This is a genomic window from Aminobacter sp. LjRoot7 (assembly GCF_964252895.1).
GTDB classification, from domain to species: domain Bacteria; phylum Pseudomonadota; class Alphaproteobacteria; order Rhizobiales; family Rhizobiaceae; genus Aminobacter; species Aminobacter aminovorans_B.
In genome coordinates this window covers 493,500-515,484 of sequence record NZ_CAXUPX020000003.1, presented here as the reverse complement: position 1 = coordinate 515,484, position 21,985 = coordinate 493,500, and the positions used below count along the sequence as shown (strand labels likewise).

Annotated in this window: 20 protein-coding genes; 11 read left to right on the top strand and 9 right to left on the bottom strand. The window is 63.8% G+C overall.

The genetic code is table 11. From position 1 onward, the window contains the following. Positions 1-15 precede the first annotated feature (15 nt). From tssM to ACSQ3E_RS12080, 4 genes are all read left to right on the top strand, one after another. The gene (gene tssM / locus ACSQ3E_RS12095; protein WP_436122879.1) at positions 16-3,537 is read left to right on the top strand and encodes a type VI secretion system membrane subunit TssM; all 3,522 of its coding nucleotides are present in this window, start codon (positions 16-18) and stop codon (positions 3,535-3,537) included. A 130-nt stretch (positions 3,538-3,667) separates the two neighbouring features. Further along, positions 3,668-4,435, top strand: coding sequence for a PP2C family protein-serine/threonine phosphatase (locus tag ACSQ3E_RS12090; protein ID WP_310318900.1), 768 nt, complete (start codon positions 3,668-3,670; stop codon positions 4,433-4,435). A 64-nt stretch (positions 4,436-4,499) separates the two neighbouring features. Next, entirely contained in the window at positions 4,500-4,892 is a 393-nt protein-coding gene (locus ACSQ3E_RS12085; RefSeq protein WP_310319149.1) for a DUF1036 domain-containing protein, read from the top strand. Beyond that, a complete protein-coding gene (locus ACSQ3E_RS12080; RefSeq protein WP_436122878.1) occupies positions 4,889-7,276 on the top strand; it encodes a peptidoglycan DD-metalloendopeptidase family protein in 2,388 nt (795 codons plus the stop codon). The genes ACSQ3E_RS12085 and ACSQ3E_RS12080 overlap by 4 nt, the downstream gene beginning before the upstream one ends. Positions 7,277-7,354: 78 nt before the next feature. Here ACSQ3E_RS12080 and ACSQ3E_RS12075 read toward each other — a convergent pair whose 3' ends face one another. Beyond that, positions 7,355-7,537, bottom strand: a complete 183-nt coding sequence (locus tag ACSQ3E_RS12075; protein WP_436122877.1) for a hypothetical protein — start codon at positions 7,535-7,537, stop codon at positions 7,355-7,357. A gap of 28 nt (positions 7,538-7,565) precedes the next feature. On the opposite strand from ACSQ3E_RS12075, the gene ACSQ3E_RS12070 reads away from it, so the two are divergent. The 7 genes from ACSQ3E_RS12070 to ACSQ3E_RS12040 all read left to right on the top strand — a co-directional run bounded on the left by ACSQ3E_RS12070 (position 7,566) and on the right by ACSQ3E_RS12040 (position 15,440). After that, positions 7,566-8,402, top strand: coding sequence for a YncE family protein (locus ACSQ3E_RS12070; protein ID WP_436122876.1), 837 nt, complete (start codon positions 7,566-7,568; stop codon positions 8,400-8,402). A 76-nt stretch (positions 8,403-8,478) separates the two neighbouring features. Continuing rightward, the gene (locus ACSQ3E_RS12065) at positions 8,479-8,817 is read left to right on the top strand and encodes a hypothetical protein (protein WP_436122875.1); all 339 of its coding nucleotides are present in this window, start codon (positions 8,479-8,481) and stop codon (positions 8,815-8,817) included. A gap of 175 nt (positions 8,818-8,992) precedes the next feature. Next, positions 8,993-9,688, top strand: a complete 696-nt coding sequence (locus ACSQ3E_RS12060; protein WP_310318891.1) for a TerC family protein — start codon at positions 8,993-8,995, stop codon at positions 9,686-9,688. Positions 9,689-9,886: 198 nt separating this feature from the next. Further along, complete coding sequence (gene rimO, locus ACSQ3E_RS12055; RefSeq protein WP_436122874.1) at positions 9,887-11,203, top strand: 30S ribosomal protein S12 methylthiotransferase RimO; 1,317 nt, start codon at positions 9,887-9,889, stop codon at positions 11,201-11,203. 169 nt (positions 11,204-11,372) lie between these two features. Beyond that, positions 11,373-12,623: a multidrug effflux MFS transporter gene (locus tag ACSQ3E_RS12050; protein ID WP_436122873.1), complete on the top strand. Its 1,251-nt coding sequence runs from the start codon at positions 11,373-11,375 to the stop codon at positions 12,621-12,623. A 128-nt stretch (positions 12,624-12,751) separates the two neighbouring features. Continuing rightward, the gene (locus tag ACSQ3E_RS12045; RefSeq protein WP_436122872.1) at positions 12,752-13,969 is read left to right on the top strand and encodes an ABC transporter substrate-binding protein; all 1,218 of its coding nucleotides are present in this window, start codon (positions 12,752-12,754) and stop codon (positions 13,967-13,969) included. Positions 13,970-14,372: 403 nt separating this feature from the next. Next, entirely contained in the window at positions 14,373-15,440 is a 1,068-nt protein-coding gene (locus ACSQ3E_RS12040) for a helix-turn-helix transcriptional regulator (RefSeq protein WP_436122871.1), read from the top strand. A 141-nt stretch (positions 15,441-15,581) separates the two neighbouring features. On the opposite strand, the gene ACSQ3E_RS12035 is transcribed toward ACSQ3E_RS12040, so the two are convergent. From ACSQ3E_RS12035 to ACSQ3E_RS12000, 8 genes are all read right to left on the bottom strand, one after another. Further along, on the bottom strand, positions 15,582-16,721 hold the full coding sequence (locus ACSQ3E_RS12035; RefSeq protein ID WP_436122870.1) for an NADH:flavin oxidoreductase: 1,140 nt from the start codon (positions 16,719-16,721) through the stop codon (positions 15,582-15,584). Then, complete coding sequence (locus ACSQ3E_RS12030) at positions 16,693-17,328, bottom strand: nuclear transport factor 2 family protein (protein ID WP_436122869.1); 636 nt, start codon at positions 17,326-17,328, stop codon at positions 16,693-16,695. The genes ACSQ3E_RS12035 and ACSQ3E_RS12030 overlap by 29 nt, the downstream gene beginning before the upstream one ends. Positions 17,329-17,360: 32 nt before the next feature. Beyond that, positions 17,361-17,819, bottom strand: a complete 459-nt coding sequence (locus ACSQ3E_RS12025) for a MaoC family dehydratase (RefSeq protein WP_436122868.1) — start codon at positions 17,817-17,819, stop codon at positions 17,361-17,363. Between the two features lie 2 nt (positions 17,820-17,821). Continuing rightward, complete coding sequence (locus ACSQ3E_RS12020; RefSeq protein ID WP_436122867.1) at positions 17,822-18,622, bottom strand: SDR family oxidoreductase; 801 nt, start codon at positions 18,620-18,622, stop codon at positions 17,822-17,824. Between the two features lie 20 nt (positions 18,623-18,642). Continuing rightward, positions 18,643-19,401: an enoyl-CoA hydratase family protein gene (locus tag ACSQ3E_RS12015; RefSeq protein WP_436122866.1), complete on the bottom strand. Its 759-nt coding sequence runs from the start codon at positions 19,399-19,401 to the stop codon at positions 18,643-18,645. Between the two features lie 12 nt (positions 19,402-19,413). Beyond that, positions 19,414-20,481 carry an NAD(P)H-dependent flavin oxidoreductase gene (locus ACSQ3E_RS12010; RefSeq protein ID WP_436122865.1) on the bottom strand — a complete coding sequence of 356 codons (1,068 nt, stop codon included), beginning with the start codon at positions 20,479-20,481 and terminating at the stop codon, positions 19,414-19,416. Between the two features lie 126 nt (positions 20,482-20,607). Continuing rightward, complete coding sequence (locus tag ACSQ3E_RS12005) at positions 20,608-21,372, bottom strand: SDR family NAD(P)-dependent oxidoreductase (protein WP_310318860.1); 765 nt, start codon at positions 21,370-21,372, stop codon at positions 20,608-20,610. 44 nt (positions 21,373-21,416) lie between these two features. Beyond that, complete coding sequence (locus ACSQ3E_RS12000) at positions 21,417-21,950, bottom strand: nuclear transport factor 2 family protein (RefSeq protein WP_436122864.1); 534 nt, start codon at positions 21,948-21,950, stop codon at positions 21,417-21,419. Between the last annotated feature and the right edge of the window lie 35 nt (positions 21,951-21,985).

Sequence of the window (21,985 nt, the reverse complement as noted above, 5' to 3'; positions counted from 1 at the left end):
CCGCCGCATCGCAGGATGGCCATGATGGCCTGGCTGCTCAGGACATTGAGCGTCATGGCACTCGCCGGCCTTGCCGCCACCGTGTGGTTCGCCGGCCCGCTGATCGTCCTGGCCGGCAGCCGACCGCTCGAACCTGTTTGGGCGCGCATGGCTTTCATCGCCTTCATCCTGGCCTTGGCCGCGAGCATTGCCCTGATCCGCGTCTGGCATGCTCGCCAAGCACAACAGGCGCTCGCAGCAGCTGTGGCCAGCGACAGCGCCTATGACGGCGACGCCAGCTTGCTCGAAACGGGGATGACCAAGGCAATCGCTGCGCTCAAGCGCGCCAGTGGTAAGCGCAATTTTCTCTACGAGGTGCCCTGGTATCTGATCATCGGCACGCCCGGTGCCGGCAAGACCACGGCGCTGGTCAATTCGGGGCTGAAGTTTCCGCTCGCCGTATCAGGCACGGCCCAGCCGGTGCCCGGTGTTGGCGGCACCCGAAACTGCGACTGGTGGTTCACCGACGAAGCGGTGCTGATCGACACCGCCGGCCGCTACACCAGCCAGGATGCCGATACCGAAAGCGACCGCAGGGGCTGGATCGCCTTTCTGTCGCTGCTCAAGAAGCACCGCGCCAGGCAGCCGATCAATGGCGTGATCGTCGCCATCAGCCTCGCCGATGTGATGACGTCGAGCGATCAGGAGCTTGATGCCCACGCTGTCGTCATCCGCAATCGCCTGCAGGAAATCCATGAGACGCTGAACATCGGCTTCCCCGTCTATGTGCTCTTCACCAAGGCCGACCTGATCGCCGGCTTCATGGAAAGTTTCGGCAGCCTGGACGAAACAAGCCGGCGCATGGTCTGGGGCGCGACATTCCAGGGCGCGGACCGCAAGGCGAACATGGTCGGCGAAGCCCCGGTCGAGTTCGATGCGCTGGTGCGCCGCCTGTCGGAGGATGTGCCGGATCGCCTGCAAGGCGAGCCGGACCCTGTCGCACGTATGGCCATTTTCAGCTTTGCCGCGCAGTTCGCCTCGCTCAGGGAGCGCAGTGCTACCTTCCTCGGCCGCGTCTTTGAGCCGACGAAGAAACAGGCAAGCGCCATCCTGCGCGGGTTCTATTTCTCCTCCGGCACGCAGGAGGGCACGCCGATCGACCGTGTGCTCGGCGCAATCGGCCGGAGTTTCGGCAACGGCACCCAGGCGCAGCTTTCCGGTACTGGCAAGAGCTTCTTCCTGCACGACCTTTTGGCCAATGTCATTTTCGCCGAAGCCGGCTGGGTCTCCTACGACGATGCCGCCGACCGGCGTGCGCGGTTCGGCCGCTACGCCGGGATCGGCGCCATCACCCTGATAGCCACTGTGGCGCTGGGCGCCCTGGCCATGAGCTACACTGCCAACAAGGCGCTGATCACGGCGACCAGCCAGGCGGCGGAAAGCTACACGTCGTCGGCCGCAGCACTGCTCCAGGCGGAAACGGTGTCCGACGTCGATCTTGAGAATGTCATCGACGCGCTGGAGAGTATCAGCGGCCTGCCGACCGGCTACGAGCACCGCGACCAGCCGACGCCTGCGCGCGAAACGCTCGGGCTCAGCCAGCGCGCGCGGCTGCTGTCGGCATCGGAAACAACCTACCGACTGGCGCTGGAGCGGATGCTGCGCCCACGCCTGCTGCTTCACCTCGAGCGCACCATCGAGGCGAAGATGAGCGATCCGGCGGCACTCTACGAAGCGCTCAAGATCTACCTCATGCTCGGCGGCAAGGCGCCGAAGGTCGATGACGAACAGATCGTCTCGTGGATGAAGAAGGACTGGGAGCAGAACCGCTATCCCGGCCCGCAAAACCGCGAAGGCCGTCTCATCCTGGAAAAGCACCTGCGGGCGATGCTGACGCTCGACGATGAGTTCGACCCGGCATTCGAGCTCAATCGCCCCGTCGTCGAGTCGGCGCAGCGCGCGCTGGGCCGCATGACGGTCGCCGACCGCGCCTCCGCGCTCATCGCCTCGGCGCTGACTGCGGCCACTCTCGACGACTTCGCCGTCGCCTCCAAAGGTGGTCAGGAAGCAAAGCTGGTGTTCGAGACCGTCGATGGCAGCGAACTGTCGGCGCTGCGTGTCCCCGGCCTCTACACCCATGCCGGCTTCACCGATTTCTACCTGACCCAGCTTGCCGGAGTCGCCCAGAAACTTGTCGATGAGCAATGGGTCATCGGCGCCGGCAGCGAGCAAGGCGACGTCGAGCAGGAGTTGCTGCGGCTCGGCCCCGAAATGCTCGAGCGCTACAGCAACGCGTTTTCATCAACCTGGAACGGCGTTCTCGACAAGCTGAAGTTCAGGCCGATGGCGGCGGACAAACCGGAATATCTGGCGCTTTCCGCCGCCGGCTCGCCCAGTTCGCCACTGGCGCAATTGTTTGAGGCGATCGCCCGCGAAACGGCGCTGACGCGCGGCACTGGCACCACAGCCGACGCCGATGCACGCGCCGAAGGCCTCGCCCGCATCGGCATCGAATTGCCGGGCCGCAAGTCCGCCAATCGCGCCGGCGCGGCATTTGCCAATGCGCCGACAGTCGTGCCGGGCGCAAACATCGAGGCGCAGTTCCGCCCGTTCCAGCTTCTTGTCGACGGCCGTCCCGGCCAGCGGCCCATCGACGCCCTGATCCAGAATTTCCATGCCGTCTATCAGAGCCTGACGATCTCGGCAGCGGCCCCGTCTCAGGCCGGACGGGTCAATGCGAATCTGCAGTTGCAGATATCCAACCTCCGCGCCAATGCCTCGCGTGTGCCCAAGACCCTGTCGCGCATGGTCCATGCCGCTGCCGACGACTTCGAGGGCGACGTCGCCGAGACCTCGGTGGCGCAGCTCAACCAGGCGCTGCAGGAAACCGTCAGCGGCCCATGCGAGGAAGTCATCGCCAACCGCTACCCATTCGGCACCGGCGCCAGCCAGGACGTGCCGATCGGCGATTTCGCCCGGCTTTTTGCGCCCAGCGGCGTCATCGACAGGTTTTTCGCCCAGAATCTCGCCTCCTTCGCCGACATGTCGGGGGCGGAATGGCAATGGAAGCAGGAGTCGCGCCTCGGCCGTGGGCTTTCCCGGTCGACGCTGAAGCAGTTCCAGCTTGCCGCCGAAATCCGCGACGCGTTCTTTCCGCTTGGCGGTTCGACACCTGCCGTCAACATCACTTTCACGCCGTTTTCGCTGCATGGCGACGCCGACATGGCTTTGCTCGACGTCAACGGACAGGTTGTCCAGAGCTACCAGAACGGCAGCAGCCCAGGCATCGTCACCTGGCCCGGCAGTGCCTCCGCCGGCTCGGCCAATCTCAGTCTGACGCCAGAGCTTCCCGGGCGCGAATCCGCTATCAGGTTCGAAGGGCCTTGGGCGCTCAAACGCCTGCTCGACGCCGGAACCTCGACGCTCAATGGCGACAAGCTCGAACTGCGCTACGTCATCGGCGGCCGCGATGTCGCCTACACCGTCCAGATCAACCCGCCGGGCAATCCGTTTTCGCTTGCCGCATTCTCCGGTTTCACCTGTCCGAAGGGGCTTTGACTTGGCGAGCAAGTACCAGCGACGTGCCCGGCGTTAATTTCTGTACTCTAACGCACGGGCCTGTGGCAGACTGAATGACGCGTGCGTCAACACGCAACGCAGAGGGGCGCTCGAGAAGCGCTTGAGGCCATTGGACAATGTTGCCCTCCCCTTCGAAAGCTATGGCGTCAGCCACAAGGGCTGCGTCCGACAGGTCAATGAAGACAGCTACCTGATCGAACCCCGCAGCGGCCTGTGGGTTGTCGCCGACGGCATGGGTGGCCATGACGCCGGTGAAGTCGCCTCCGCCAGCATTGTCGAACACCTGTCGACCATCGGCATCCCTGAATCCGCACCGGACCTGCGCGCACGCTTCGTCGACAGGCTGAGGCTGGCCCATTCCGACATCCGCGAGATTTCAGACTCGCGTGGCGCAACGATGGGTTCGACGGTCGCGGCACTGCTTGCCATGGACGGCAAGTTCGCCTGCCTTTGGCTCGGCGACAGCCGCGTCTATCTGGTGCGCGACGGCTCGATCTCCCAGGTCTCGCATGATCATACCGAAGTGCAGGAACTGCTCGATCGCGGCGCGATCACCGCCGAGGAGGCGCAGACCTGGCCGCGCCGCAATGTCATCACCCGTGCCATCGGCGTCAGCGACGACATCGACGTCGATTTCCGCCAGGGCGATCTTATGCCCGGCGACGTCTTCATCCTCGGCACCGACGGGCTGACTGCCCATGTCTCGGATACCGAGATCGAGGCGGCAGTGGTTTCGACGACAGCGCAGGCGGCATGCGAAGACCTGCTGGCAAAGGTTCTCGAGCGCGGCGGAACGGACAACGTCACCATTGTGCTGGTGCGGATTCGGGGCGAGGCCGACGGTGCAGCTTCTCAAGCTTTGGCGGGAGGCCGATAGCGGCCGGCAAGACAGTGCTGTTGGGATCGGACACCGAGCTGGTGCACGCGCGGCGCTCTTTGGCATCCTTGCGTTCCTGTCGTTGCTCTTTGCTCCTGGCGCTGCACGCGCTGAATTCACCGTCTGCAATCAGACGCTCGATGTCGTCAATCTGGCCGTCGGCCAGGAGGTCGACGCCGCGTTCCAAACTGACGGCTGGTGGACGATCGGCGCCAACCAGTGCGTCAACGTCATTCGCGACGAACTGACCAACCGCTACATCTACATCTACGCGACCGACGTCTTCGGCAACGCCATCCTCAGCGGCTCGACCGACATGTGCGTCGAACGCAAGCGGTTCACCGTGCGCGGCATCGATGAATGCTGGCAGCGTGGCCACATCGCGGCCCGGTTCTATGAGGTCGACACGCTCGAACAGTCCCGCTGGACCTTCTTCCTGACCGGGTCGTCGCCATGACGCATGGCATCGACGCGAGCTTCAAGCAGCAAAAACAACAGCGTATGGCCAAGCGCTCGCAAGAGCGCCGGCTGAAGGCCATGATAGTGACGGGTATCCTCGTGCTGGCCAGCCTGATCGCGGCCGCCATCTACTTCGGCGCGGACTATTGGTCGCCGGCCGAATATGAGGGCGACCTGCAGCCGACGGAGGAAACCGACATCGTGCCGGCGGATGCCGCTGTCTATGTGCCGGCCATCGTCGATCTCGCCGGCGACCCGATGTGGATCAACCTGGCGCATGAGGCCGGCGCTGAGACCAAGCGGCGCCAGCTTTCCCGCCCGGCAGACCTTGTCGAGGACGGCATCTCGCCAAGCATCGAATACCTCTCCGACACGATGCTGAGCTCCAGCGAACGCTTCATGACCGCCATCCCCTCGACCCAGGAGGATTTTGCCTTCTTCCAGGCGCAGCGCGCGGTGGCCGAGCCAGCGGCAGGGCAACAAACCAATGTCCAGCCAACGCCGTCGGCGGCAACCGATCTCGACGAGATCGAGCCTGAAGGCGATGACACCTCCGATGTCGGCGCAGGCTGGGGCGAAACCATAGATCAGGGCGAAGCCGCCCTGCCCGCCTTCGAAAAGACCGCCGTCGAAAATAACACAAGCGTTGCTACCGTCACCCCGGAACCAGAACGGTTCACCGCGACCGAGGACATCTTCGTCAAGGTCCTCACCAACCGCACGCTCGAAAGCGTGGCGCTGGAGGCGCATTTCGCCACAGACGAAGCCAAGTTGGTCAGTGACGCGCTCAAGGCGGTATTCAAGCTGGAGAACCTCGAACCCGGCTATGTCGTCGCCCTGCGCGGCTTCCGGCCAAGGCGCAGCGCGCCGGCAATGGCGCTGATGCAGGTTTCGGTCTACGCCATGAACCGGTTCATCGGCACGCTTGCCCGCAATTCGGCCGGCCAGTTTGTCGAGGGCGTCGATCCCTGGGTACGCGACGACCTGTTCAACTATTCCGGCACACCGCAGGCAGGCGCGCAGAAGCGGCAGTACCGGCTGCTCGACGCGATCTATTCGACCGCCGCCCGCAACAACGTGCCCACCGGAGTGCTCGGTGAAGCGATCATGTACCTTTCGCGCGGCCAGGATCTGAACGCATTTGCCACCGAGGACCAGCGCCTGGTCCTGCTCTATTCGGAAACGGCACGCGGCAAGGACGGTGTCGCCGGCCGCGTGCTCTATGTCGGCGTCCACGGCACCGACAGGAAGCTTGAATGCTTCGTCTTCCAGCAAAGCGACGGCCAGTTCTCCTGCGTCGGCGGTGACGACCAGGTTCGCTCACTGGCAACGACGAATGGCTTGTTCACGCCGGTCAATGGCGTCCTGACCTCGACCTTCGGGCCGCGCAAGCATCCGATCCTGAAGACCGTCCGCATCCACAAGGGCGTCGACTGGGCAGCCCCGATCGGCACGCCGATCGCCGCCGCCTTCGACGGCCAGGTCGTGTTCGAGGGCGACGGCAAGGGCTACGGCAACCTCATCCGCATCTCGCATGCCAACAACCGCGAGACACGATACGCCCACATGCAGCGTTTCGCCGACGGCATCAGCGTCGGTAGCACGGTAAAGGCCGGCGACGTCATCGGCTATATCGGCACCACCGGACTGTCGACCGGCCCGCATCTGCATTTCGAGCTCTACCAGGACGGCCAGGCCATCGACCCGCTCGGCACCGTCACGGTTGCCGTGGCAACGACCACGACGACCACCACAACCACCGTCGCGACCACCACGTCTGACGATCAAGCCATCGAGGTCCTGACCAACCGCATCATCCACGTCGAGAGCGGCGGCAGCGCGCGTGCCAAGAACCCGCTGTCGTCGGCTACCGGCCTTGGGCAGTTCATCAGCAGCACCTGGATCAGGATGATGAACACATATAGGCCCGATCTCGCGCGCTCGCTTTCGACCGCCGAACTGCTCGAACTGCGCTTCGACCCGACCATCTCGCGCGAAATGGTGCGCAACCTGGCCCGCGAGGGCGAATCCTATCTCAAACAGCGCGGCCACCAGATCACCGCCGGGCGGCTCTATCTCTGCCACTTCCTCGGCATGGAAGGCGCCCACCAGATCCTGTCGGCCTCTGGCGACGCCATGATCGCCGATGTCCTCGGCGCGGTCGTCATCAAGGCCAATCCCTTCCTGACCGGCAAGAACGCCACCTATGTCGTTGCCTGGGCAGAGAAAAAGATGACTGGACGCGCCCCAGCCGTATCGTCGCAACCCGGCACCACCACCACCGCGCCTGCACCGCCGGTCGTCAGGCAGACGTCGCCTGAATTCGAGAAGTACAAGCAGGCCATCGCCACGACGCTGAGCTCAGTAGCGAACACGCTCTAAATAGTTGCCCTATCTAGTTTGTTCGCTGCATGCGGCTTGTCACACAGTATGCCAACGTGATTTGTGCACGCCAAATCCTCAGTCACCCGCATCCTCAAGCCAGCAGTCCATGAACATCGCCGTTCCCAGCCCCAACACGATCATCGACGACAGCCGCGCCAGGTTGGATATCGTCGTTGCGAAAGAGGCCGAACAGGCGATGGCGCGCCTTGGGCGGACCGAGGACGTCAGGTTTTCGCCCGATGGCCGTCGCATCGCCATCGCCGGTTTCGCCAAGGGAACCTGCCTGTTGCTCGACATCGAGATCGATCGCCCGGCGGGCCGGCCGATATTGCGCATCACAGACTACGTGGAGCTGCATTCGGCGGCTTTGAACGAACCGCATGGCTTCGACTTCATCGATGATCGAACGCTGGTGGTGGCCAATCGCATGGGTGGCATCGCGATCTTTGCGCTCCCGGTTCGCACCGAAGCGGGACCTATCCACAATCTCACGCCGCTGCGCACCATCACGCGCGCAGGTCTTCGAACGCGTCTCCACTCCCCCGGCTCGGTTTGCGTGTCCGGCATCGAGAACGGCCGGTGCGAACTCCTCGTCTGCAACAATTACAAGCACCGGATTTCCCGGCATGTGATCCGCACCGACGGCGGCTGGAGCCTGCCGCGCAACTCGGTCCTGCTGGAACAGGGGCTCGATGTGCCCGACGGCATCGCCATCAGCCCGAACAAGGCATGGATCGCCATAAGCAACCACATGACGCAAAGCGTGCTCGTTTTCGGCAACACGAAGCGCCTCAACCGCCAGTCGCGTCATTTGGGCACGCTGTTGGGCGTCAGCTATCCGCACGGTCTGCGCTTTTCCTCGGACGGCACCATGATTTATGTAGCCGATGCCGGCACGCCATATGTCCATGTCTACAAGTCGCATCCTGGCAACTGGACGGGCGAGCATATGCCGGTCGTGTCGGTCAGGGTTCTCGACGACGAGACATTCCACAAGGGCCGGCACAATCCGGAAGAAGGCGGATCCAAGGGGCTCGATCTCGATCCGTCAGGCGAACTGCTCGTCGTCACCAACGAAGAACAGCCGCTCGCCTGCTTTCATGTACCCGCACTGCAGCCCTAGACGAATTTTCTCATTTATCCCAACTGGTTGAACGTAAGGACTTTATCGACGCCATCGAGCGCGATATAGCATTCGCATGAGTTTCGGTTCGACATTGACGCTTGCGCTTACATTGGGCTTTTCCGCCACGCTGCTTGGCGGCTGCAGCCGTTCGTCCGATGGCACCGTCGTCATTCCGAAACAGGTGGACTCCCGGCGCTTCTGGCAGGACGACGACGCCAGGCGCGCCGCGGCCGAACGCCAGCAGGCGACCGCTTTTCCAACCGGGCCCGATATCCGCTTCGCCACCGAACAGCCCGGCCCTCGCCCGGTGACACGCGCACCAAGCCGTGCGGCCAGCAGCGGCAATACCAGGCCGATATCCTGTCGTGCCGTGAGCGGTCCCACCGGACGCGTCAGATACGTCTGCGAATGACCGCTGCAGCGGCCGGTCTAGCCGCCCTTATCACCAAGTTTCGTCAGCTTCGCGTCAGGATTGGCGCGGATTTAAGCCGTTTCGAATAAACGCGCGGCTTGTCTGTTGACGCACGCGCGTCGGGCGTTATAGCCCACATCGAGACATTGGAACTGAACGGAGAGGGTCCCGTCCGATGGAGATATTTACCGTTGCAGGCCTCACAGCCCTTCTGCAGGTCATAGCTATCGACCTCGTGCTTGCTGGCGACAATGCCATCGTCATCGGCCTTGCCGCCGCGGGGCTTCCCGCCGATCAGCGCAAGAAGGCCATTCTCGTCGGCATCGCGGCTGCGACCGTTCTCCGCATCGGTTTCGCGCTTATCACCCAGTGGCTCCTCGCTATTGGGCCGATGCTGCTCATCGCTGGCGGCCTGCTGCTGCTCTGGGTGTGCTGGAAGATGTGGCGCGAGCTCAGCGTCAGCTACGAACAGGAGCATGAGGCCACCGAAGCGCTCTCCGACGCCGACTACGACAAGGATGGCAAGATTGCCGCCAAGGGAGCCCGCAAGACCTTTGCGCAGGCTGCCTGGCAGATCGTCATCGCCGACGTGTCGATGTCGCTCGACAACGTGCTGGCCGTCGCTGGCGCCGCAATGGATCACCCGACAGTCCTGATCATCGGCCTGGCGCTGTCGATCGCGCTGATGGGCTTTGCCGCTTCCTTCGTCGCGCGTCTGCTGCACAAGTACCGCTGGATCGCCTATATCGGCCTGATCATCATCCTCTACGTCGCTGTGAAGATGCTGCTCGACGGTGCCGTCGACCAGTTTCCCGAACAGTTCGGCTTCCTGAGCCAGTGGTTCGGCGGCCATAGCGCGCCGGCCCACTGAGACCGAAACGATGACAATGAAGGGCCGGAGCAATCCGGCCCTTTCTGCATGTGGCGATCAGTAGGTTTGCTTGGACGTCGATCCTGTGCTATTGCGCCGCCCGAATTGAGCTCTTTTCAGAGCCGACAGATCGAGAAAATTCGAGACTTCCGGGCCGGCCCACTTGGGTTGCGGCCCTTGTCCATTGGAACCTTGTCTATGTCCGCAGCACCCCGCGTCAGTTTTGTCAGCCTCGGTTGCCCGAAGGCGCTTGTCGATTCCGAACGCATCCTCACCCAGCTTCGCGCCGAAGGCTACGAGATCGCCCGCAAGCATGACGGCGCCGACCTCGTCGTCGTCAATACCTGCGGCTTCCTCGATTCCGCGCGCACCGAGTCGCTAGACGCGATCGGCACGGCGATGAAGGAGAACGGCAAGGTCATCGTCACCGGCTGCATGGGTGCCACCCCCGAGCTGATCCGCGAGAAGCACCCCAACGTCTTCGCCATTACTGGCCCACAGGCCTATGAGAGCGTCATGGCCGCCGTGCACGAGGCAGCCCCGCCGGCCCACGACCCATTCACCGATCTGGTGCCGCCGCAGGGCGTCAAGCTGACCCCACGCCACTACGCCTATCTCAAGATTTCAGAGGGTTGCAACAACCGCTGCACCTTCTGCATCATCCCCGACCTGCGCGGCGACCTCGTCTCGCGCCCGGCGGCCGACGTGCTGCGCGAGGCGGAAAAGCTGGCGAATGCCGGCGTCAAGGAACTGCTGGTCATCTCCCAGGACACCAGCGCCTACGGCATCGACATCAAATATGCGACCAGCGTCTGGAAGGAGCGCGAGGTCCGCGCCAAATTCCTCGACCTGTCACAGGAGCTCGGCGAACTCGGCATCTGGGTGCGCATGCACTATGTTTACCCCTACCCGCATGTCGCCGACGTCATACCACTGATGGCCGAGGGCAAGATCCTTCCCTATCTCGATATCCCCTTCCAGCACGCCTCGCCGCAGGTTCTGAAGAACATGCGCCGCCCGGCCCATGGCGAAAAGGCGCTCGAGCGCATCCGTGGCTGGCGCGACGTCTGCCCGGACCTCGCCATCCGCTCGACCTTCATCGTCGGCTTCCCCGGCGAAACCGAGGACGATTTCGAGATGCTGCTCGACTGGATCGATGAAGCCAAGATCGACCGCGCCGGCTGCTTCAAATACGAGCCGGTCAAGGGCGCGCGCTCCAACGACCTCGGCCTCGAACAGGTCCCCGAAGAGGTCAAGGAAGCCCGCTGGCACCGCTTCATGCAGCGCCAGCAGAAGATCTCGGCCGCCGCTCAGGCCAGGAAGGTCGGCAAGCGTCTGCCCGTCATCATCGACGAAGCCAACGGCACGTCGGCCAAGGGCCGCACCAAATACGACGCGCCAGAGATCGATGGTTCGGTCCACATCCAGTCACGCCGCCCGCTGCGCGTCGGCGACATCGTCACCGTCAAGGTCGATCGCTCCGATCCCTACGATCTCTACGGCACTGCTGTCTGACACCTCTCCAGGGGCCGCAACTGCGGCCCTTTTCTTTTGCGCGACGCGCAGCCGATTAATCCCGCCGCTAGTCCGTATGACGGATGACCTTTGCTGAGCCCGGTTCGATCTGGGAGACAGGCACTCTGCCGATGAGGCGCCTGCCATCCATCGAGCCGGGGCCTGCACCATGACATCAGACCGAGAATACCAGCAGCCTGGCGTCATGAGCGAGCGGCGGGTCACGATCGTCGGCGCGGTTTTGGCCGGCCTCGGTCCGGCCTCCTTGTCATTGTTCACGCCTGCCATGCCCGAGATCGTCCACGCCTTCGGCACGACCGAAGAGGCGGTGAAGATGACGCTGGGGCTCTATTTTGCCGGCTTTGCCCTCACTCAGCTGGTCTGCGGGCCGCTGTCCGACGGCTATGGCCGCAAGCCGGTGACGCTGGCCTTTCTCGGCATCTACCTTGTTGGCAGCATCGGCGCATTGGTTGCGCCCTCCATCGACGTGTTGATCCTGTCGCGGCTGTTACAGGGCGCCGGTGCCGCCGTCGGCCTCTCGCTCTCACGCGCCATCGTGCGCGACCTCTTTGCTCACGAGCAGTCGGCGCGCATCCTCAACCTGATCACGATGATCCTGGCGCTCGCCCCGGCCATCGCACCGACTATCGGCGGGCTGGTAATGGAAGTGGCCGGCTGGCATGCAATCTTCTCCATCATGTTCCTGATGGGTGTGGCTTCTCTGCTTACGGTCCGCTTCGCGCTGGTCGAAACCGTCGAACGCGACCCGAGCCGGGTGCGGCTCGGTGCCGTCATGAAGACCTATCGCCAACTGCTCGGCAGCGGCTATTTCCTGTTCTCCAGCTTGGTCATCGCCGGCACGCTCGGCGCCTACTACACCCAGGCAACGGTACTGCCCTTCATCCTGATGGACCGGCTCGGCCTGACGCCCGCGCAATTCGGCCTTGCGATGCTGTTCCAGTCGGCCAGCTTCATCTCTGGTTCTCTGGTCATGCGCAGCCTCATTCCCCGCTATGGCGCGTACCGCATGGTGCCGGTCGGTCTGGCGATCAGCAGCCTCGGCGCTGCGGCCATGGCTGTCTTGCTCGGCCTGTATGAGCCGACATTCCTGTCGGTCGCGCTGCCCATGGCGATGTTCGTCTTCGGCAATTCCTTCGTCATGCCTGCGATGTCGGTGGCAACAGTCGCTGCCTTCCCCGACAATGCCGGTGCTGCCGCCTCGCTGAGCGGGTTCCTGCAGATGGGGAGTGGGCTACTGGGTACGGTCGCTGCCGGATTACTCGGTGATGCGATGCTGGGCATGTCGGTCGTCGTGCCGCTGATGGCGCTGGGCGCGGTGCTTGCCTGGCTGGCCTGGCGCAAGCTGCCGGAGCCTGCCCAGGCACGTGCCGTCGTCACCAGGAAGGCCGCGCCGCACTGAACCTCACGCCTTTTGTTAGCTCGCGCTAACGAATTCGTCTGCGCCGCACCCTCCATCGTCCAAGCGGACGATGTTCCGGACACATGGCCGTGACTGTTTGTCGGTCGAAGTAAGCGGAGGAGAAACGCATGAACTTCCAATGGAATAGTTCCATTTCACGTCGCACGGCCATCGGAATGGTTTCGGTGGCAGCCCTGGCCCTGTCGGCGGGCATTTCGCAGGCACAGGAGGTCGTCAAGATCGGCGGCATCATGTCGATGACCGGCGGTGGTGCTTCGATCGGCAAGACGGCCGAAGTGGGCTGGAAGCTGGCCATAGAGGACATCAATGCCGCTGGCGGCATTCTCGGCAAGAAGGCCGAGCTGGTGCTCGGCGACACCATGACCGACCCGACCCATGCGGTTGCCGAAGTGCGCCGCCTGATCGAGAACGAGAAGGTCCAGGCACTCGTCGGCCCGGCCACCAGCCAGGAAACCATCCCGGTCGTTCCGGTGGCGAGCGAGAAGAAGATCGCCCAGGTTTCTTCGGCCGCCTCGACCCAGCTGACGCCCGAAGCCGGCCCGTTCCACTTCTCGGGTTCGGTCACCGGCCTCAATCAGATGAAGCCGAACATCGACTTCGCCATCGACGTGCTCAAGCTCAAGAAGCTGGCGTTGATTTCCGACAATGGCGGCATGTCGAAGGCTGCCGTGGTCGAGATCGTCGACTATCTGAAGTCGAAGGGCGTCGAGCCGACCGCGGTGCAGGAATTCGCCTTCCGCACCGAGGACATGACCCCTCAGCTGTTCCAGATGCGCAGCTCGGGCGCCGAGGCGATCCTTCTGATCAACTCGATCGGCGACGACTCACGCAAGCTGCTTGAGAACCGTGCCGACATCGGCTGGGACGTGCCGGTTCTGGCCAACCAAACGATGACCAACTATGCCGTCGGCAACGTCGCCGTGGTCGGTGAAGACGCTTTCAAGGACGTCTACAGCGTGCAGTTCGTCGGCATGACCTACTGCCCGAGCGACGCGGTTGGCGAGAATGCCTTCGCAAAGTTCGCCAAGCGCGCCAAGGAACAGGTTGCCGACGTCGATCGCATGGGCGGCGCCTCGGCGCTGATCCCATACTACATCCAGCCGATCGTGCTGGCTGCCGCCATCAACGGCTCGGGCAAGACCGACGGTGAGTCGATTGCGGCCTGGCTTTTGGCCAACGCCGCCAAGGTCGAAATGCTGACAGGTCCGATCCAGGCCAGTGGCAAGAGCCACTTCCTGCCGGCGCCTGAGTCGATCAAGGTGGTCAAGAACCCCTACAAGCCGCGTGAAGACGGTCTGGTCGAACGCGCCGACTGCGGCGCCTGAGCATCAGAGCAATCCTGAACTGCGGGCCGGGTCGCAAGACCCGGCCCGTTTCGTTTGCACCCTGCTCAAGACTTATCCACCACTGACACAGTGTCAAAAATTCCACGCAACGCATTTCGAATTTGACGACGTGTCAATTTAATGACATAACTGTCGACATCAATCATTTCGCATTCGGGAGGAAGCGCGATGACCGGTTCGAGCATACGAAGCCTGACAACTGGATCGTCGTCCGTCCGGCATCTTGCCCGACGAGGTTTCCTCCCTCCGTCCTGATCCGCTGATACCGGGCCGATATTCGGCCCTCGCCAATACAATCGAACTCATGACTTCCTGGCGTGCGCTGCACAGCCGGGCACTGGTCCCGCACGCCCCCGTGCGGCGGATTTTGGGAGCTCCTGCCATGACCTTTCACGCCAGATCGATCGTCGAATTCGGCCACTTCCTCAACCGTGTCTCCGACAGCCTGATGAACGGCAAGCCGCTGCGCACCCCGCTCGAGTTGATCCGCGAGCAGTTCGACGCTTATGCTGCCGTGCTGGTGATCGAGGACCGCCTACGCACCGGCGAGACCTATTACGCCTTCACCGAGATCAACGAGCAGATGACCGATACGGCAGGTGCCGCCCTCACCCGCCCGGCGCAGCTCGCCTATCTTTCCGAGCGCTGCCAGCCGATGTCGGCCACTTACGTTCCCACCGACGACACTGCCCGCTACACGCTCTGGGTCTTCCGTGATCGCGCCGATGGCAAGTTCGACGACGATGCGGCGTCAGTCTGCGAAATCCTGGTCTCCCAACTGGCGCGTGGCGTCGAGACGTCCTGGCGCATGGGTGCCACCGAAGTCGAGCGCCGGCTCTATTCCGACGTCATGGACAAGCTCTATGTCGGCGTCGTCATTCTCGACCATTCCGGCAAGATCGTCCGCGCCTCCGACGCTGCAACACGCCTGCTCGAAGCCCGCGACGGCCTCCAGATCCAGAGCAACAAGCTGCGTGCCACCTCGGCCAAAGAGGACCGCGACTTCCAGACCGCGGTCAAGGCTGCCATGCAGATGGCCGCCGATGACGCCGGCACCACCTCGCGTGGCCTGTCACTGACCAAGCAGTCGGGCTCGCGCAATCTCGGTGTCATCGTCCGCCCGATCCGTGGCAGCAAGGACAACGCCGCCGCCGCCAACTCCGCTGTCGCAGTCTACATCCGCGATCCCGAAGCCAATCCGGAAGTCGAAGGCGACCTTGTGCGCCAGCTGTTCGACCTGACGCCGGCAGAAGCCGCCGTCGCCCGCCGCCTGACGGCCGGCCTGTCGCTCGAGGACGCCGCCACCTCGCTTGACATCAGCCGCAACACCGCACGGGCCCACCTGCGCTCGATCTTCTCCAAGAGCGGCATCACGCGCCAGACGGAACTCGTCCGGCTGGTGCTGAACAGCGCCGTCATCCTCGGCCACGGGCCGCGCCAAGCGGCCTGACAGGACATCCTCCCAACTCCCTGTCGACCCAAACTGAAAGCGCCGGCGGACAAAGTCCCCGGCGCTTCTCTTTTCGTCCATTGGTGTTGGAGAGTCGACGTTACCAAGCACGAAAAGGCGCCAAGAACGACGCCTTCTCGCTTAGAAAAGCGACTTCAGCTGCTCCTTGGAATAGCCCACTCCTTCGTGGGCCCGGCCCTGCCGGACCTTCAGTGCCCAGGCCGGATCGGCCAGCAGCGCGCGTCCCACGGCCAGGATATCGAACTCGTCGCGCTCGAGCGGCTTTTCGATCACGTCAAGCGAGGCCGCTTCCGCCGCATTGAGACCTGGCCGGTCGAGGCCGACGCCGCCGACGGCGATGACGGGAAGCCCGGTGAGCTTCTTGGTCCAGCCGGCGAGCGTCATGTCGCCCTCTGCCGCGAAGCCCGGCTCCCAGATGCGGCGCGTTGAGCAATGCATAATGCTCACACCCGCATCGACCAGCGGCTGCAGCACTTCGGCGAGCTCAGCGGGCGTGTCGCCCAGCACAGCCTTGTAGTCTTGCTGCTTCCACTGCGAATAGCGGAACGAGATGGGGAAGTCGGGGCCAACGCGACCACGCATCGCCTCGATCACCTCGACGGCGAAGCGCGTGCGCTCGCGGCGGTTGCCGCCATAGCGGTCGGTGCGGCGGTTGGAGGTCACCCAGAAGAACTCGTCGATCAGGTAGCCATGCGCGCCGTGTATCTCGACGCCGTCGAAGCCAAGCCTCTGTGCCGCTTCCGCCGCCTCGGCATATGACTCGATCACCTCGAAAATTTCCTTCTCCGTCATCGCCCTGGTTGGTTCAGGATGGCCGGTGAAGGCGTTTGTGTTCTCCGACGGGCCGACACCCGGCACGCCCGGCTGCGGCGCCATGGAGGAGTTGCGGAAGCTGCCTGTGTGCCAGAGCTGCGGGAAGATCTTGCCACCGGCCGCATGCACCGCCGTACGCACTTTGGCCCAGCCGGCAAGGGCTGCCTCGCCGGCGAAATAGGGCACGCCCTCGTAGCTCGGCGCCGTCGGGTGACCGATATAGGTCGCCTCGGTGATGATGAGGCCGACCTGGTTCAGTGCCCGGCGCGAGTAATAGGCGGACACCTTCTCATGCGGCACGCCGTCGGCGCAGAAATAGCGCGACATCGGTGCCATCGCGATGCGGTTCGACAGCTCCAGGCCGCCGAGCTTGATCGGCTCGAACAGCTTCTCAGTGATCAGCCCATCGTTAGTCTTCTCAGCGCACACGGTTGCCACGGATTTCATTGCCTTTGCGCATGGTTTCGATGAAGGCCTCGAGCGGCGCCGGTTCAGGCAGTGCTTCGTCGGGGCCGGACCTCGCCCAGAATTCCTTCCAGGACGGGAACAGTTCGTGGAACGAGCCCTCATAGGGCTCGCGGCCGGGCCAGCGCATCTTGCGCGAGCCGACGGGCGGCTTGTTGAGATCGGTGGCGTACCAGTAAAGCGGCTGGCGGCGGCGGAAGAACCAGCGGCCGTCGATGCGCTCGTAGCGGTCGTAGTACATCATCTGCATGATGACCCACTCGGCACCGCATTCGTGCTCGTTCTTGGAGTAGACCACGCCCACGGCATTGTCGGCATCGACGAACTCGATGATGGTCGAACCGACATGGTGCGAGGTGCCGTCGAACTGATTGCGCATGGTTTCGTCGAGCCAGTCGCGCAAGGCGGCCCTGCCCGACTTGCCGCCGCCGACCTTGACGTCGGGCGCAAACAGCGAGGCCATCGCGTTCATGTCGCGCATGTCGAGCGCCAGCGAATATTTGGAAATCAGCTGGCGGATCTCGTCGCGCGACTCGAGCCTGTCCAGCCGCGCCAGGATCTCCGCCTGCGCGTCACCAGTCTTGTCCATTGTCACCTCCGGTGGCTGAAGCGCTGGGCGCCTCAGAAGTAGTAGCGGCCGACCATGTCAGCGACGCAGCCCGGCTTGGCCGAACCTTCGATCTCGATGGTCACGCGCACCGTCGTCTGCACGGCATTGCCGGGCAGGAACTCGGCGTTGACCAGCTCGCCAGTCGCACGAACGCGCGAATTCACCGGCACGGGTGCGGGAAAGCGCAGCCGGTCGCAGCCATAGTTGATGCCCATGTTCATGCCTTCGGCCATGAACAGGTCGGGCAGGAAGCCGTTGATCAGCGAAAATGTCAGGCAGCCATGCGCAACCGTGCCGCCGAACGGGCCGCCCTTGGCACGAACCGGATCGACATGGATCCACTGGTGGTCGCCGGTCGCCTCGGCGAACATGTCGATGCGCGCCTGGTCGATGGTGAGCCAGTCGGTCGCGCCGAGGTTTTGGCCGATGGCATCCACCGCCTCGTTGGGCGAGGAGAAGACGAGCCCCATCGTCAGGCCCTCTGGCTGGAGACGGAAACGATCTCGCCGACCATGTAGCCGGCATAGTCACTGGCGAGGAACATCATGACGTTGGCGATTTCCCACACTTCCGCCGCGCGGCCGAAGGCTTCGAGGCTGGTCAGCGCGTCGAGCTGTTCCTGTGGCGCCGACTTCTTGAGGAAGTCGTGCATGGCTATCGACGGCGACACCGCGTTGATGCGAATGCCGTATTCGGCTGCTTCCACAGCTGAGCAGCGGGTGAAGGCCATGACGCCGGCCTTGGCCGCGGCATAGTGCGACTGGCCCTTCTGGGCGCGCCAGCCGAGCACGGAGGCGTTGTTGACGATGGCGCCCTTGCCGCGCGGCTGCATCTTCTTGAGTGCTGCACGCGTCATGCGCATCGTGCCGGTCAGTGTCACGTCGAGCACCAGGTTCCATTCCTGGTCGGTCATCTCGACCACGGGCTTCAATCCGCCGAGGCCGGCATTGTTGATCAGCACGTCGATACCGCCGAGCTTGTCCTCGGCTGCATCCACCAGCGCCTGCACCTGCTCTTCGTCGGTGACGTTACAGAGCTGGCTGTAGATCTCGACGGTAGCCGAGAATTCACGCAGCTTCTCGGCCGCTTCCGCCAGGCGACGCTCATGGACGTCGGAGATCATGATGGCACGGCAGCCTTCCTCGATCGCCTTGCGGGCGGCGGCAAAGCCGATACCGACGCCGGCGGCCGCGGTGATGAGCACGGAGCGGCCCTTGAGCAGGCCATGGCCTTCGACATAGGGCGGAACGGGAAGGATCTTGGTGGCGGTCATGTCGGGGCGTCCTGGTCTGGTTACTTCTTGAAGTCGGCGTCGCGCTTGCCGACGAAGGCGTCGCGCGCCTCCTGCGATTCCTGGGTCAGGTAAGCCTGGGCCGTGAAACCCTGCTCCCATCGGTATTTCTTCTCGAGATCGCCGTCCTCGATGCCGTTCAGCGCTTCTTTGGCGAGGCGGATCATGATGCCGCTCTTGGCGGCAATGGTCCTGGCGAGCTTGATGGCCGCGTCGCGCAGCTCCTCGCGTGGCACGACCTTCTCGACCGCGCCGAGGCGATAGGCCTCTGCCGCGTCGATCGGCTCGCCGGTGAAATACATCTGGCGCACCTTCTGCACCGGAAACAGGCGCTGCAGATGCGCGCCAGCGCCAAGCGCGCCGCGGTCGACCTCGGGCACGCCGAAAGTCGCGTCAGGCGAGCACACGATGATGTCGGCCGAGCCGCAGATGCCGATGCCGCCGCCGAGAATGTAGCCGTGGGCGGCCACGATCACCGGCTTCAGGCCGCGATGGATGGCGCGGAACGTCTCCCAGTTGCCGGCATTCACTTCGGGGATGCGCTCGGGATGCTTCTGCAGTTCCTTGATGTCGACGCCGGCGCAAAAACCCCTGCCCTCGGCGCGAATGACGATCACGCGCACATCGGCATTGGCGTTGAGCGCGTCGATCTTCTGCGACAGCTTGCGCCAGCCGATGCTGTCGAGCGCGTTCACAGGCGCGTTCTCGATCACCAGTTCAGCGATGCCGTCCTCGATTTTGGTCCAGAATTGGTCGCTCATCGAATTCTCCAATCAGTTGGTGGCGACGAGCGCCGAGACGGCCCTGAGCCGCGCTTCCGCTTCGCTGACGATGCGGGCGATCAGCTCTTCGCAGCTTTCGAGCTTGTCGATGATGGCAGCGGCCTGGCCAGAAGGCAGCAGGCCGGTTTCGGTGTTGCCCTCGACCACGCCGCGCTGCACCAGCGTCGGCAAGTTCGGCGCCATCACTGTCTGGGCGAAGCTGTTTTCGCCGCTCGACAGCACCTTGAGGCCGAGCTTGGCCATGGCGATCGGGCCAAGCCCACTCTCCTTGCCCCACTGGCGGGCATATTTCATGCTCATCGCAAGCCGTGCCGGCAGGCTCATGCTCTCGAGGCGCCTGATCTCGGCGTTCTCGATGAAGCGCTGCGGCAGGCCGTCGACGGCAGTCGTGGTACGGATCAGCGTCGGGTCCTTGGTGGCGAGGTAGCGATCCAGCGCCGAGCGCGGAACCGGCGATTCCTTGGTCATCAGGAAGCGCGTGCCCATGGCGATACCGGCGGCACCGTAGCTGAGCGCTGCGGCAAGGCCGCGTCCGTCGAAGAAGCCGCCGGCAGCAACGACCGGCACCTTCACCGCGTCGAGCACCTGCGGCAACAGGATGGTCGTCGGCACGGCACCTGTGTGGCCGCCGCCCTCACCGCCCTGAACGGTGATGATGTCGGCGCCGAGTTCGACAGCCTTGATCGCGTGCTTGACCGCACCCACGGTCGGCATGCAGACAACGCCAGCATCTTTCAACCGCTTAATGGTCTTGGCGTCAGGTCCGCGGCCATAGCTGACGGCGCGCACCTTGTGCTTGATGACCACCGAGATGACTTCTTCGGCGTTGGGCTGGAACATGTGAAAGTTGACGCCGAACGGACGGTCGGTCTTCGACTTGATGGCGAGAATCTGGTTCTCGACGTCGCCCGGCTCGGTGGTGGCGCCGGCGAAGAAGCCGAAGCCGCCGGCATTGCAGGTCGCGGCCGTGAGGTTTGCGTCGGCAACCCAGCCCATGGCCGTCTGCACCACCGGGTAGCGGCTGCCGAGGCGTTCGCACAAAACGGTATGCAGGCTCATGGGCATTCTCTCTCGCTGGAAGTTCCGGCGACCGCCCCTGCAGAAGCCTTGGGCGATCGCACTGTCTTGTTTCAAATGATGCGCCGCACAAAGTGGAACATCGTCTGAATGAACTAACGAAAACGATCAGTAGAAGACGCGTCCGCCGTTGACCATCAGCGTCTGGCCGGTGATGAAGCGCGACTTTTCGCTCGACAGGAAAATCACTGCGTTTGCAATGTCTTCCGGCTCGCTGAGCTCGCCAAGCGGGATCATGTTCTTGGCCCGCTCGTAGGCATCTTTGGGGATGCGCTGCATGGCGCGCGTGTTGGTCGGACCGGGGCACACGGCGTTGACGTTGACCTTGAACGGCCCGAGCTCGCGGGCGAGCGCACGGGTGAAGCCGAGCACACCGGCCTTGGCCGAGGCGTAGTCGACGGTGCCGATGTCGCCATTCATCGCCGAGTCCGACGAGATCGACACGATCTTGCCCGAGCGGCGCTCACGCATGTCCTCGACGACCTGGCGCGTGCAGGTCAGCGTGGTCATCAGCGACACGCCAACCACGAACTGCAGCGTCTCAGGCTTGGCCTGCCAGAACTCCGAGTAGTTTTCCCGCGCAGTCTGGCCGATGTTGTTGAGCAGGATGTCGACCGGGCCAAGTTCGCGCTTGATGCGGGCGAAGCTGTCGACGACCACCTCCTGGTTCATCATGTCGCCCACCAGCGGCAGCGCCTTGACCTTGTGAGCGCGCACCAACTCGGCGGTTTCGGCCAGCGCTTCGGCCTCGCGGTCGAGGATCGCAACATCGGCGCCCTCCTGAGCGTAGGCAATGGCCGCCGCGCGACCGATGCCATTGCCGGCGCCGGTCACAACGGCGATCTTGCCGGCGAATTGTCTCTGGTCAGTCATGTTTTCCTCCCTCAGGAAATCCTGGTCTGTAAACTGGTTTGGGTTCAGCCGTGGCGGCCGAAAAGCGTCAGTGCCCGGTAGGACAGGTCGTCTGGTCCCGGGTGGCCGGGCGGGCTGCCGGCGGCGAAATCCTTGTAGGCGTCTGCATCGACGGCACGCCTGGTCGACCAGTCGAGCGTGATCGAGCGACCGAGGAATCGCCACTCGCCGTCGTCGCGCTGGTAGCGGTCGAGGCTGCGGCTGCCAGTAATCACTTCGTGGGCGTCAGGCCCGTGCGTGCGGTGATAGTTGATCTTGTAGACCTCGCCCTCGGCGCGATCGCCATCGACCTCGAAGCTGGTGTTGACCACGTAATGCGCGGTCGCGGCGTAGTTAGACAGCGCCTTCTCGACGAAGGCCATGTACTCGTCCGGCCCGCCCACGAACATGTCGCCGTGCTCCTCGTAGGCCTCGTCGTGATAGAGGCTGCGCAACAGCTTGAAATCGCGCCGATCGACGGCGCGCGAATAGGCCGTCACCAGCCGCCGCAGCGCCTCGCGCGCTGCGATCTCCTGAAGATCTGCCTCCCTGATGCCCATGCCAAATTTCCTCCCTGGCCCAGGCGCGTCCTTGC